Genomic DNA, 13,976 nt, shown 5'->3' on the forward strand with positions numbered 1-13,976 from the left:
TTTTCTGTCCTTTTCTCCTATACATATTTTTAACGAACATTCGATAAAATTGGACAAACATTGAATAAAATGAACGAAACATTCCTACACTATCACGTAGAGGTGATGGTAGTGTTAAAAGAATATAGCAATGATTTCTTTAAAGACGAAGCTGAGGATACAACAGATTTTTCTTTAATAAAAGGAGATACAATGCAGCAAGTGGAAGAGTTAGAAGAAGAATTGAAAAGAAGAGGATAACGGTGCATTCCGATTCTATTTAAGATATAATAAAAGTAGATAGAGATGATGTCTTTTTATTAAAGGGGGCAGGAGAGATGAAAGAAACAAAACAAAACAATCTTTCATTTTTTAAGGAACAGAAAGAAGCACCAAACATTGATTTCTCTCTTGTGAAAGGTGCATTAACAGAAAATATCAATCGGTTAGAAAAACTGATGGATCGTGAACCACCAAAATATATCCATGGAAAAAAACTGAAAGAAAATGTATAAGAATCATTTCTTTCAGTTTTTTATTTTCATACGCTCATTTAGAAAAAGTTACTTGAAAATAAAAAAATTTATCCATTCCATCTTCCCATCGTAACAGTATGATAAAACTGACCGTCAGAAAGGAGTTTGTCATTTCGAAGAATTCCCTCTGTTTGAAAGCCGAATGTTTTATAAAGATGGATTGCTTTTTTATTCGTTTCAAGAACAGTTAATATGATCTTTTTGATGTTATTTGCATCCGCCCAATCGATGGATTCTTTTAATAAGTTTTTCCCAATACGATAGCCCCAATAGTCTTTTAAAACACAGACGCCAAATTCGACTTTATGAGAAAGTCGTTTTAAGTTACTTCCTTCGCACCTTGAGAATCCCACAATTTTATTTTGGACGATAGCAACTAAGAATAGATTTTTGGAACTTTCTGTATCTGCTTTAATTAACTTTTCAAAGTCTTGTGTATCTATAAATGCTTCCCCTTGTTCTCTGTCAAGATTTTCTGTTTCACCGTCAATTTGTAATCTTACTTTAGATAATTCTTCAGCATCTGCATGTATGGCAGAGCGAATCCTATATGTTTGTCCGTTTACATGAAATTCACGTACATTGATTTTCATTTTATGCTCCTTATCATGTGATATGTTAGTGAAAGTAGATTTAAAAGAGTGTATTGGCATGAGAAGATAAATTTTGTACTTGTTTCAAGTATGTAGTCATATTTTGATCGTCACAAGTAGGATATGTAAAGGATAGAACATCTGCAACATCTGTTGCTAATGTTCTAAATAATTCACAAGTAACAAAGATGGAATGCCAAAAGTTTTCATAACGATAATCTGAATATGTTTCCTCATACATTTTCCAATAAGACTTTGGAAGATATTTTTTAAAGTATTTCCCCATTTTCCCTGTAGAAATTTGAAAATCATATTTCATACCAATCCACCATGAAACCATTTCGTCTAGTCTAGCCCTTATAACATATTCAAACATTTGCTTTGCGTATGGTAATTCATCGCGCCAAATGCCCTTTGCAACATTTTGTAAACACCACCAAAAATCATTGCAACAACTCATATACATAGGTTCTGTTGCTTTTTTGACGTGATAATCAATATCTGTAGGAGTAGGGATAGTTGGTAGAATGTTGTCTTTATCTAGTAATGGGACCGTCAGCTTATCTTTTCCATAGTCTTTAAGCATGGCAGATTTTGTTTCAATGTGAAGATCTATACGATTTCCATCTGTAAAGAGCATTAAATATCCATAGGAGTTTTTGAAGTCTATAGTTGGGTTTTTTAATTGATCATTTTTATCTGGCTCTTGCATCATAAGTAACTCGCCAAACATTGTAATCCATCTTTTATCCTCTATAAAAGATGCCGTATCTGTCACAACATAAACGATATCATAATCTTGAAAAATATCTTTTGGAATATTGGAGTTTGTCCTAGAACCATTCATATAAACTGCTCGAATTCGTTCATCTCGCTGAGCGAATCCTATAATTAAATCGAACATTTCCTTTTCACTTCTCATTACACTTCACCTCATTTTTAGTGTTCTAAAAGAAAGTCTTTATATTTTAAATTATAGCAATATTTCTCGAAAAATGTCGTAATATTGTAAAATTTCGGCGGTCAAATAGTGTCAAAAAGAATGAAAAAGGAAGCGCAAGGGGAGGAACGTGATATAATAGTAAGGAAAATACTTCTATTTATAGATTTAGGAGAGGAGCTTATACATGTATTCTACTTTAGAACAATTAACGAAGCATCCTGTATTTTATCATTTTGCAGAAATTTCAAAGATTCCAAGAGGGTCTGGAAATGAAAAAGAAATTAGTGATTACTTAGTGAAATTTGCACAAGATCGCAATTTAGAGGTTGTGCAAGATGAAGCGTTAAATGTCATTATAAAAAAACCAGCAACTCCTGGATATGAAAATGTGCCGACTATTATTATACAAGGGCATATGGACATGGTATGTGAAAAGAATGAAGCAACTATTCATGATTTTGAAAAAGATCCGATTGAACTGAGAATTGTTGGCGATATGCTATATGCAAAGGAAACGACTTTAGGTGCAGATAACGGCATTGCTGTTGCATATGCATTAGCATTATTAGATTCAACAAATATCGCTCATCCTGCCCTTGAAGTTGTTATTACAACAGAGGAAGAAACAACAATGGGCGGTGCTTTTGCTGTTGATCCAAAACATTTCGATGGAAAAATCTTTATTAATATTGATTCTGAAGAGGATCACAAACTATTAGTAAGCAGTGCTGGCGGAGCAAAAGCGGTTGAAACAATCTCTATTATTTGGGATGAAGCACCAGCAGAATTAGAGACATATCGTCTATCTGTAGGAGGGCTAAAAGGTGGCCATTCTGGTATGGAAATTGATAAGCAACGTGGGAATGCGAATAAAGTATTAGGACGCGTTCTTTATGATTTATCGAATGAAGTGTCACTTTATATAAGTGATATTCGCGGTGGATTAAAAACAAATGCCATTCCGCGTGAAAGTGCGGCAACAATTCTATTCGCTAAAAGCGATGTAGAAACAGTAGAAGGAAAAGTAGAAGAGTGGACGCGTATTCTACAAGAAGAGCTACGCGCTGTAGACCCAGATGTACATGTTTCTCTAACAAAAGTAGAAGAAAAAATAAATCAAGTATTTGCAAAGGAAACGCAAAAACAACTCATTTCTTCTTTGTTCTTAATCCCAAATGGTATTCAAAGCATGAGCATGGATATTAAAGGGCTTGTTGAGAGCTCGACAAACCTAGGAGTGATTGAAACGTTACAGAATGAAATTAAATTAAAAAATGAAGTGAGAAGTTCTGTAGCGACTTTAAAACAGCATATTGTAAATAAAATTAAGCATATTGCGGAGTTAGTTGGCGCACAATTCGAGAAAGAATCTGAATATCCAGAATGGCCATACAATCCAAACTCTCCAATTCGTAATTTGTTTGAAAAAGTGCATCAAGAAAAATATAACGAAGATGTTGAAATTTATGCAGTGCATGCTGGTATTGAGTGCAGTGTATTTGTACAAAAAATGCCGGAACTAGATGCGATTTCATTTGGTCCTGATATTTTTAATGTTCATACACCAGACGAACATATTAGCATTTCATCGGTTATGAATAACTGGGGTTACTTTATTGACGTGCTGAGAGAAACAAAAGAGCTAGTGAAATAAAGTGAAACTTTCATCAGTGGGGTTTCATCCCTTACTGATTATAAGACCCTACCAAGCGGGCTACCACTAAAATAGCGGGATCAAAAATGAAGCGATTATAAGATGGTTCCGGTATTGTACCGGAACTGCTTTTTGAATGTTCAAAATTTGAAATTCGTTTGCTATTTCGTAATGAAATACGTTATGATGAACATTTTCATTCATGGAGGGGAAAAATGGCTATACTATGCAAACAATTAATGAATGTGATTGATGATAAACGGTACATTCAAGATATTATATGCCTCTGGAACGATAATTGTTTAGAAACAGCAGAGTGCGAATTGGAACAAAGTGAAAAGTTAAATGTACAAAAATTAGTAGAACAATATATTCAATCGAATTTTGGAGCGGTTTTTGTTGTAGTGGGTAAGGATCATGATATTATCGGTTTCGGAACAGTTTCTATGAAACAAGACTTAGTGACAAATACCCAATATGGGCAAATAGATGAATTATATGTGGTACCAAAATATAGAAAACAAAAGATAGGTAAAGAACTTGTAGAGAATATAATGAAATGGTTTGAAGTGAATTATATTTTCGATGTGTATGTTCATGTTGATTTAGATAATCACATAGCACAATCCTTTTGGGAACATGTAGGGTTAGAAAAAGAATTCTTTGTCTTATCTAGTAATTGAGTACAATCGTATAGACTATGTAATCTAGTTATGTATAAGGGCCTTTTTAGGGCTTTTTTTGTTAAGAAACTTACAAATTGAATTCATTAAGAATGATAATTTCACATACTGTATTTAAAACCCAAAAATTATAAAACATACACCTTAAAATATGTTGTATGAGGGAGAAGTGTAAAAAATATACAAGATTAAACTTAATATAATTATATTGCAATCCGGAAATTTTGATGCAAATCTGTACGCTTTTGTAGTACAAGTATCCATTACAATTTTGTTAAATTTGTGATACGCTACATAAACTAACAAATTTTGAGGCTTTTCTTTGGTATAGTATAAATAGTTTAAATAATCAGTTTTATTTAAAGGGATATGGATTATTTTATATTAAAAATGGTTTAGAGGAGTGTACTTATGCATAAAGAATTTGAAATTGAAGAATATACAGAGATTGAAGAGCAAATTCATTATTATTGTCAATGTTTGTTGGTAAATCATCCTGAACAAATTATAAGATATTTAGAAAAAAGGCTTGAAAAATATACCGAAACATTAAAACATGCACACTTATATCCTGAAAAAATCATTTTATCCATTCAACATTTAGTAATTGAGTATTCCTGTGATCTTGCTAGAATTAGAAAGTATTTAAATTTAGAAACGTAGTTTATAAATTGCGAATGAATATGAAATAGTATGATTTGAATATTGTTAGGTGCTCACAATTCAAAATGATTTGTTCAACCACCTACAAATGTACTGAAATATTCATGTTCCGAGCTACAGAATTAGAAATGTACACCATTATATAGAATAAAAGGACAGGGCTAACTTGTTTAATAAGGTTGTACGAAAAAATTTTTTCGTATATTGCAACCGAGGCCGGAGATTGATTGTCGAATTTTATTACACTTGAATAGAAAGCTTTAAGAAAGAAGTAAATTGAAAGATTGCATTCCATTTTAGTCAAATTATAGTATAGATCATTATTTATGTTAGATAATCAACAAAAATAGAAAGAACGGAAACAAATTATGATTGCTCAGAAGACAGGGGAATTAAACATTATTTTTTTACCTATTCGTATCACGTGCTATACTTTGAACACAAACGCATGGGAGTGTATTTTTGGTACTTTAAAATATAAGGGAAAGAAAAAATAAGATTGTTGCACGAATATATATAGAATGAAATTTCACTCAGGCAACTTGCGATGACTTTAACATCATAGACAATCTAACTTTGACGAGGATAATATATGATGGGAAACTTTCATTTGAAGCATTGGCAGAAGGACTATGCGAAGAAGAGTATGAAAACCGCATAATTCGACACGGAAATTCCTATGTTGTTGTAGAACAATGTAGGAATTTTTTTGTGCATAAGTACAGATTCTGTTTTAAAATTAAATTATGACAGAATTATAACAATTGTCTAACTACTATTTCGTATCTTTTGAAAAGCAATGGTTGTAGTACGAACTCGCACGCTGTCGAAACTCAATATTCGATAAGGGGTGTGTAGCGGAATGGAATTTACTCTAACTCGCGAAAAACAAATGATTAAAGAAATGGTACGTGATTTTGCTGAAAAGGAAATCGCTCCGAAGGCTGTTTACTATGATAAGACAGCAGAATTTCCATATGAAACATTTCAAAAAATGGGCGAACTAGGTTTGCTAGGCATCCCATTCCCAGAGGAGTATGGCGGTTCTGGTGGCGATACATTATCGTACGTATTAGCCGTTGAAGAAATTGGCCGAGCTTGCGGTGGTACAGGCTTAAGTTATGCTGCAACAATTTCGTTAGGTGCTTCGCCGATTTATTACTTCGGTACGGAAGAACAAAAGCAAAAATATTTAGTTCCCATGGCATCAGGGAAAACATTGGGCGCTTTTGGATTAACGGAACCGAATGCGGGATCAGATGCAGGTGGAACACAAACAAAAGCGATTTTAGATGGCGATGAATATGTGATTAACGGTGAGAAATGTTGGATTACAAACGCAGAATACGCAAACACAATCATTGTAACCGCTGTCAACGGTGTTGATGAGAACGGTAGAAAACGGATTTCTGCATTCATTGTTCCAACGATTAGTGAAGGACTTACCATTTCAAGCCCTTACGATAAGATGGGTGTTCGTGCATCTAACACTTGTGAAATTGTATTAGAGGACGTACGTATACCGAGGGAAAATATACTCGGTGATGTGAATAAAGGCTTTAAACAATTCTTATATACACTTGATGGAGGACGTATCTCGATTGCAGCATTAGCTGTAGGAATCGCACAGTCTGCGTTTGAACGTGCACTGCAATATGCAAAAGAACGTAAGCAATTTGGAAAAACGATTTCAAATTTCCAAGCGATTCAATTTAAGCTAGCTGATATGGCGACTGAAATAGAGTTGGCGCGAAATTTAGTACATAAAGCAGCTTGGCTAAAAGACCATGATAAGCCTTTCGGCAAAGAAGCAGCTATGGCAAAATTGTTTGCCTCTGAAGCGGCAAGTCGTATTTCAAATCAAGCAGTACAAATTCATGGTGGATATGGATACATGCGTGAATATGAGGTAGAACGACATATACGTGATGCAAAGCTATTAGAAATTGGTGAAGGAACTTCTGAAGTTCAACGTCTTGTGATTGCTAGACATTTAGGATGTAGATAAAAGGAGGACTCACTATGTTTCAAAAAATATTAATTGCAAATCGTGGAGAAATTGCAGTCCGTATTATAAAAACATGTCAAAAACTTGGTATTCAAACCGTTGCGATTTATTCAGAAGCAGATGAAAATGCACTTCATGTCAAATTAGCAGATGAAGCGTACTTAGTAGGTGGACCTCGTGTGCAAGAAAGCTACTTAAACTTAGAAAAGATTATAGAGATTGCCAAGAAAACAAATGCTGAAGCAATTCATCCAGGGTATGGATTATTATCAGAAAACCCATCTTTAGCGATTCGGTGTCATGAAGAAGGAATTGTATTTATCGGACCTTCTGAAGAAATCATTGCTAAGATGGGAAGTAAAATTGAATCTCGTTTGGCAATGCAAGAAGCAAATGTTCCAGTTGTACCTGGGATTACAACAAATATCGAAACGGCTGAAGAAGCAATTGAAATTGCAAAGCAAATTGGTTATCCGTTAATGCTTAAAGCATCGGCTGGAGGCGGAGGCATTGGAATGCAGTTGATGGAAACTGAGCAAACGCTCACCAAGGCGTTTGAAAGTAATAAAACAAGAGCTCAAAATTTCTTTGGAAACGGTGAAATGTATTTAGAGCGCTACATTGCGGATGCGCATCATATTGAGATTCAAATTCTTGCCGATACACATGGTAATACAGTGTATTTATGGGAGCGTGAATGTTCTGTCCAGCGCCGAAATCAAAAAGTAATAGAGGAGGCACCTTCTCCGTTTTTAGATGAAAAAACGCGCAAAGAAATGGGAGAAGTTGCTGTACAAGCAGCGAAAGCTCTCGGTTATACAAATGCTGGTACAGTTGAATTTCTTGTCGATGATCAAAAGAACTTTTATTTCTTGGAAATGAATACGAGATTGCAAGTAGAACACCCAGTAACGGAAGAGATTACAGGATTGGATCTCGTTGAAGAACAGATTCGCATTGCCTATGGTGAGAAATTATCCTTTACGCAGGAAGAAATAAACCGCAATGGTCATGCTATTGAAGCGCGTATTTATGCAGAAGATCCAAAGACGTTCTTCCCATCACCAGGAACAATTACGAATGTAACGTTACCAACTCATGTGCGTATCGATCACTTTTTAGAAAATAACGTAACAATTACACCTTTTTACGACCCAATGATTGCGAAAGTCATTGCGCATGGTGAGACGCGTGATGAAGCAATTGTAAAATTACAAAATGCGCTGCAAGAATTGAAAGTAGAAGGGATTAAAACGAATACACCGATGTTACTCCAAGTATTAGGAGATGAAGTATTTCAAAGCGGAGTATATACAACTGGATTTGTAACAAAACAACTTGTGAAAAAATAAGATGTATCACTATTAAAGGGGGAAAAATGATGACAAAAGTATATGCATCGATGGCAGGTAATGTTTGGAAGATTGTAGTGGAAGTAGGAGATACGGTAGAGGAAGAACAAGATGTCGTCATTTTAGAATCTATGAAAATGGAAATTCCAATTGTTTCAGAAGAAGCTGGAACGGTTATGAAAATACATGTTCAAGAAGGCGATTTTGTTAACGAAGGAGATGTATTGGTAGAAATTGAATAGTGAAAATGAGGGGTGAAATGGATTGAAATTACCTAATTTTGCTGTCATTAAGGAAGTTGGGCCAAGAGATGGCTTACAAAATGAAAAAAAGATCATTGGCACAAAAGATAAAGTAACATGGATTCAATTACTGACAGAAGCAGGATTATCATACATTGAAGTTTCCTCTTTTGTTCACCCAAAATGGGTTCCTGCTTTAGCGGATGCAAGTGATGTATTTACAGAGCTAAAGAGGGAATCAAATGTGACATATGCTGCGCTTGTTCCAAATCAAAATGGTTTGGAACGAGCTCTTTTGCAAGATGTTGATGAGGTGAATGTCTTCTTATCAGCGAGTGAATCTCATAATAAAAGTAATATTAATAAATCTATTAAAGAAGCAGTAGCAGTCATAAAAGATATTACGAAAAAAGCTGAGTTTGCTGGTAAAAAAGTGAGAGGGTATGTGTCTACTGTATTTGGTTGCCCATATGAAGGAAATGTAAGTATAGAAGCTATAGATGAATTATGCAACCAACTCTTTTCATATGGTATTTATGAAATCTCGCTAGGAGATACAATCGGTGTAGCAAATCCGTTTCAAGTAGAACAAGTACTAGAGCATTTATTAAAGAAGTATGATGCTTCTCAGTTTGCTATGCATTTTCATAATACATATGGAATGGCACTTGCAAATGTCGTAAAATCTTTAGAATGCGGAATTACAACCTTTGATAGTTCGTGTGGTGGTTTAGGTGGTTGTCCTTATGCACCAGGAGCTTCAGGAAATGTCGCAACAGATGACCTCGTGCATATGCTTCATAAGTTAGGTGTACAAACCAATATAAATGAAGAAAAGTTGTGGAAAGCCAGTCAATTTATTCAAAATAAACTAAATATTGAATTACCTAGTCATGTGTATAAAGCGCTTCAACATAAAACAATAAGTAGGTGAGAACATGCTACAATTACAAAACATTTCTGTTGATTATGTAACCCCACACATCGTTAAGTTGACATTAAATCGTGAAAGACAAGCAAATGCTCTATCTTTAGCATTATTAGAAGAATTGCAGTCAACATTAACTCATATTCATGAAGAAGCAAATGTTCGCGTTGTTATGATAACAGGTGCTGGAGAAAAAGCATTTTGCGCTGGTGCAGATTTAAAAGAGCGCGCCAATATGAATGAAGAGCAAGTGCGTCATGCTGTTGGAATGATTCGCTCGACAATGAATATGGTTGAGCAGTTAACGCAACCTGTAATTGCTGCGATAAATGGCATAGCACTTGGTGGTGGAACGGAATTAAGTTTAGCATGTGATTTCAGAATTGCAGCGGATTCGGCAAGTCTTGGTCTTACGGAAACATCCCTTGCAATTATTCCGGGAGCTGGCGGGACGCAGCGTTTACCAAGATTAATTGGAATCGGTAGAGCGAAAGAATTAATTTATACCGGGAGACGTATTTCAGCTCAAGAAGCGAAGGAATATGGTTTAGTAGAATTTGTTGTACCAAAATATTCACTTGAAGAGAAAGCGATTGAAATCGCTGAGCAAATTGCTAGCAACGGCCCGATTGCGGTCCGATTAGCAAAGCAAGCAATTTCAAATGGGATTCAAGTAGATTTACATACCGGATTGCAAATGGAAAAGCAAGCATATGAAGGTGTTATTCAAACAAAAGATAGATTAGAAGGGTTACAAGCATTTAAGGAAAAACGTAAACCAATCTATAAGGGGGAATAAATGTGCTAGATCAAAAACAACAGTTACATTCATTAGAAGACCGTATTGAAACAATTAAACAAGGTGGCGCACCAAAATATCACGAACAAAATAAAGCGAAAGGAAAACTTTTTGTCAGGGAGCGCCTAGCACGATTATTTGATAATGGCGAATATGTAGAAGATGCTTTATTTGCTAATTGTGAAAAGAAAGACTTACCAGCAGATGGTGTTGTAACTGCAACAGGAAAAATACATGGTCGTACGGTATGTGTAATGGCAAATGATTCAACAGTAAAGGCTGGATCTTGGGGGTCTCGTACAGTCGAAAAGATTTTGCGCATTCAAGAAACAGCTGAAAAATTACGAGTTCCTTTATTTTATCTCGTTGACTCTGCTGGTGCGCGCATTACCGATCAAGTTGAGATGTTCCCAGGGCGCCGCGGAGCAGGAAGAATTTTTTATAATCAAGTAAAGTTGTCAGGTAAAGTGCCGCAAATTTGCTTACTATTTGGGCCATCAGCAGCTGGTGGTGCGTACATTCCAGCATTTTGTGATGTTGTGATGATGGTGGAAGGAAATGCCTCAATGTACTTAGGATCTCCGCGCATGGCTGAAATGGTAATCGGTGAAAAAGTAACATTAGAAGAAATGGGCGGAGCTCGTATGCATTGCTCTGTATCAGGATGTGGCGATGTTTTATGTAAAACAGAAGAAGATGCTATTTCTCAAGCAAGACAATATATTTCATACTTTCCAAATAACTACTTAGAAAAAACTCCTATGACGACACCTCAAGAACCAAAACAGTTCGAAAAAACGTTAGAACAAATCATTCCAGAGAATCAAAATACCCCATTTAATATGAAAGACTTGATTAATCGAATCATTGATGAAGGTTCCTTCTTTGAAGTGAAAAAACTGTTTGCACAAGAATTAATTACAGGTTTAGCACGTATTGATGGAAAGCCTGTAGGAATTATCGCAAATCAACCGCGCATGAAAGGTGGCGTGTTATTTCATGATTCTGCTGATAAAGCCGCGAAATTTATTAATTTATGTGATGCCTACCATATTCCATTATTATTCCTCGCTGATGTGCCTGGGTTTATGATTGGTACGAAAGTGGAGAGAGCTGGCATTATTCGTCATGGTGCGAAAATGATTTCTGTCATGAGCGAAGCCACAGTACCAAAAATTTCAATTGTTGTGCGAAAAGCATACGGTGCTGGGCTATATGCGATGGCGGGACCTGCATTTGAACCGGATTGTTGCTTAGCATTACCAACTGCTTCTATTGCGGTAATGGGACCAGAAGCGGCTGTGAATGCAGTTTATGCCAAGAAAATTGCAGCGCTACCAGAAGAAGAACGTGCAGCATTTATTGCAGAAAAGCGTGAAGAGTATAAACAAGATATTGACATTTATCGTTTGGCATCGGAAATGGTAATCGATGGCATCGTGCATCCAAATGATTTGCGAGAAGAACTGAAGAAACGTTTTGATATGTACATGAGTAAATATCAAATATTTACAGATCGTAAACATCCAGTTTATCCAGTATAGAAAGCCCTATTTAGGGCTTTCTTGTTCGAAAACATAAGGAGGGGAAAACATTGAAACAAGCGGTTTGGTTTCCAACAGAAGAATATAAAGAAAAAACGCGTTTATATGGATGGATGAAAGAACTTGGTTATGAAGATTATGATGTGTTTTATAAAAAATCAATCGAAGAAACAGCATGGTTTTGGGGCGAAGCAGAAAAAGCAGTTGGTTATCAATGGATGAAGCCTTATATGGAAGTACTAGATTTAGAAAACGGCACCCCATTTGCCCATTGGTACACAGAGGGGACTTGCAATGTTGTAGAATCCGCTTTATCTCGTTGGCTAGCGGAAGAAGAAACAAGAATACAACGTGCGCTGATGTACGAAGGAGAGAATGGCACGTCAAAGTCATTTACATATGAAGAGCTGGATCGTTGGGTAAGTAAAGTGGCAAATGGCTTGAAACATTCAGGGATTGAGAAAGGGGATCGTGTAACAATTTATATGCCAATGATTCCTGAAACAGTAGTTGCAATGCTAGCTGTTATGAAAATTGGGGCCATTATTTCTCCTATTTTTTCAGGTTTTGCAGCAGATGCAGTGATGACACGCGTGCAAGCAGCTGGATCGAAAATGATTATTACAGCTGATGGATTCTCACGTCGTGGCAAAATTGTTTCTTTAAAAGATGAAGTGGATAAAGCGTGTGAACAATGCCCAACGGTTGAAAAGGTTGTTATAGTTCGCCATGCTGGAAATGATTTTACACCTCATAACTATGACCTTTCGTGGAGCATTCTTGAAAAGGAAAAACCATTTACGCATGCAGAAGAAATGAAGAGTGATGATCCACTCATGCTTATTTATACGTCTGGTACAACAGGAAAACCGAAAGGGACGGTGCATACGCATGCCGGATTTCCTTTAAAGGCAGCGTTTGATGCCGGATTTGGGATGGATATTAAGCAAGGAGATCGTGTTCTATGGGTAACTGATATGGGATGGATGATGGGACCGTTTTTATTATTCGGTTCTCTTATGAATGGCGCTACAATGGTCATGTATGAAGGAGTTCCTGATTATCCAAAAGCAGATCGATTATGGGAAACAGTAGATCAATATCAAATTACACATCTCGGTATTTCGCCAACTTTAATTCGAGCATTGATGGCGAAAGGTGATGAATATGTAAAACAACACTCACTAGAAAGTTTAAAAGTTTTTGCATCTACAGGAGAACCATGGAACCCAGACCCGTGGATGTGGCTCTTTGAAACAGTTGGGAAAGGAAAAGTTCCAATTTGTAACTATTCAGGTGGAACAGAAATTTCTGGTGGGATTTTTGGAAATGTTCTTGTAAAGCCCATTGCTCCGGTTAGTTTTAATGCTGCGTTACCAGGAATGGCAGCTGTTGTACTAGATGAACAAGGAAATCTGATTCGAGATGAAGTAGGAGAACTATGCTTAGAGAAACCTTGGGTAGGAATGACGAAGAGTTTTTGGGAAGATGATGAACGGTATGTGAATACATACTGGTCACGCTTTAAAAATAAATGGGTACATGGCGATTGGGTTATTTATGATGGAGAGCAATATATCATTACAGGGCGCTCTGACGATACATTAAATATTGCAGGGAAACGTATTGGACCGGCGGAATATGAATCGATTCTTATGAAGCATACTGATATTGTAGAAGCGGCAGCAATTGGTGTGCCAGATGATGTAAAGGGCGAGGTTTGTCACTGTTTTGTTGTGTTACAAGAAGGAATATCTTTTACTGATCAACTAAAGAAAGAACTAATGGAGTTAGTGAGTTCTCATATTGGAAAAGCACTATGTCCTAAAGATATTCACATGGTAGAAGATTTACCAAAAACGCGCAACGCTAAAGTCATGCGACGAATTATTAAAGCAGCATACTTAGGGAAAGAACTAGGAGATTTATCTTCACTTGTCAATCCGGAAGTGGTTCCTTACATTCAAGGTTTGCAATCGAGTCGAATATAAACAAAAAATGGGCTTCTTTCATAAGAGGCTCATTTTTTGTTTATATAATAGAGTATAGGGC

General features: G+C 36.1%; 14 protein-coding genes. 12 read left to right on the plus strand and 2 right to left on the minus strand.

All coding sequences use genetic code 11. From position 1 onward, the window contains the following. Positions 1-111: 111 nt before the first annotated feature. Positions 112-240 (plus strand): hypothetical protein, encoded by a 129-nt coding sequence (locus MR063_RS08105; protein ID WP_012094285.1) that lies wholly within the window; start codon positions 112-114, stop codon positions 238-240. A 77-nt stretch (positions 241-317) separates the two neighbouring features. Then, a complete protein-coding gene (gene spoIISB, locus MR063_RS08110) occupies positions 318-494 on the plus strand; it encodes a stage II sporulation protein SB (RefSeq protein ID WP_242196134.1) in 177 nt (58 codons plus the stop codon). A gap of 68 nt (positions 495-562) precedes the next feature. On the opposite strand, the gene MR063_RS08115 is transcribed toward spoIISB, so the two are convergent. Both MR063_RS08115 and MR063_RS08120 read right to left on the minus strand, forming a co-directional pair. Then, complete coding sequence (locus MR063_RS08115) at positions 563-1,108, minus strand: GNAT family N-acetyltransferase (RefSeq protein ID WP_242196137.1); 546 nt, start codon at positions 1,106-1,108, stop codon at positions 563-565. A gap of 40 nt (positions 1,109-1,148) precedes the next feature. Continuing rightward, on the minus strand, positions 1,149-2,030 hold the full coding sequence (locus tag MR063_RS08120; RefSeq protein ID WP_242196140.1) for an aminoglycoside 6-adenylyltransferase: 882 nt from the start codon (positions 2,028-2,030) through the stop codon (positions 1,149-1,151). A gap of 205 nt (positions 2,031-2,235) precedes the next feature. Between MR063_RS08120 and MR063_RS08125 the strand changes: the two genes are divergently transcribed. The 10 genes from MR063_RS08125 to MR063_RS08170 all read left to right on the plus strand — a co-directional run bounded on the left by MR063_RS08125 (position 2,236) and on the right by MR063_RS08170 (position 13,915). Beyond that, complete coding sequence (locus MR063_RS08125; protein WP_242196143.1) at positions 2,236-3,705, plus strand: aminoacyl-histidine dipeptidase; 1,470 nt, start codon at positions 2,236-2,238, stop codon at positions 3,703-3,705. 215 nt (positions 3,706-3,920) lie between these two features. Continuing rightward, positions 3,921-4,388, plus strand: a complete 468-nt coding sequence (locus MR063_RS08130) for a GNAT family N-acetyltransferase (RefSeq protein WP_242196144.1) — start codon at positions 3,921-3,923, stop codon at positions 4,386-4,388. 411 nt (positions 4,389-4,799) lie between these two features. Continuing rightward, entirely contained in the window at positions 4,800-5,051 is a 252-nt protein-coding gene (locus tag MR063_RS08135) for a hypothetical protein (RefSeq protein ID WP_242196147.1), read from the plus strand. Positions 5,052-5,913: 862 nt separating this feature from the next. Continuing rightward, a complete protein-coding gene (locus MR063_RS08140; RefSeq protein WP_242196150.1) occupies positions 5,914-7,059 on the plus strand; it encodes an acyl-CoA dehydrogenase in 1,146 nt (381 codons plus the stop codon). 14 nt (positions 7,060-7,073) lie between these two features. Then, positions 7,074-8,411, plus strand: coding sequence for an acetyl-CoA carboxylase biotin carboxylase subunit (locus tag MR063_RS08145; RefSeq protein WP_242196152.1), 1,338 nt, complete (start codon positions 7,074-7,076; stop codon positions 8,409-8,411). A gap of 26 nt (positions 8,412-8,437) precedes the next feature. Beyond that, complete coding sequence (locus tag MR063_RS08150) at positions 8,438-8,653, plus strand: acetyl-CoA carboxylase biotin carboxyl carrier protein subunit (RefSeq protein ID WP_242196155.1); 216 nt, start codon at positions 8,438-8,440, stop codon at positions 8,651-8,653. A gap of 22 nt (positions 8,654-8,675) precedes the next feature. After that, complete coding sequence (locus MR063_RS08155; protein ID WP_242196158.1) at positions 8,676-9,587, plus strand: hydroxymethylglutaryl-CoA lyase; 912 nt, start codon at positions 8,676-8,678, stop codon at positions 9,585-9,587. 4 nt (positions 9,588-9,591) lie between these two features. After that, entirely contained in the window at positions 9,592-10,380 is a 789-nt protein-coding gene (locus MR063_RS08160; RefSeq protein ID WP_242196161.1) for an enoyl-CoA hydratase, read from the plus strand. Positions 10,381-10,382: 2 nt separating this feature from the next. Beyond that, a complete protein-coding gene (locus MR063_RS08165; RefSeq protein ID WP_242196165.1) occupies positions 10,383-11,924 on the plus strand; it encodes an acyl-CoA carboxylase subunit beta in 1,542 nt (513 codons plus the stop codon). 50 nt (positions 11,925-11,974) lie between these two features. Beyond that, the gene (locus MR063_RS08170; RefSeq protein WP_242196167.1) at positions 11,975-13,915 is read left to right on the plus strand and encodes an AMP-binding protein; all 1,941 of its coding nucleotides are present in this window, start codon (positions 11,975-11,977) and stop codon (positions 13,913-13,915) included. Positions 13,916-13,976: the final 61 nt, after the last annotated feature.

This window comes from Bacillus cereus group sp. BfR-BA-01492 (assembly GCF_022662815.1).
GTDB lineage: Bacteria > Bacillota > Bacilli > Bacillales > Bacillaceae_G > Bacillus_A > Bacillus_A cereus_BD.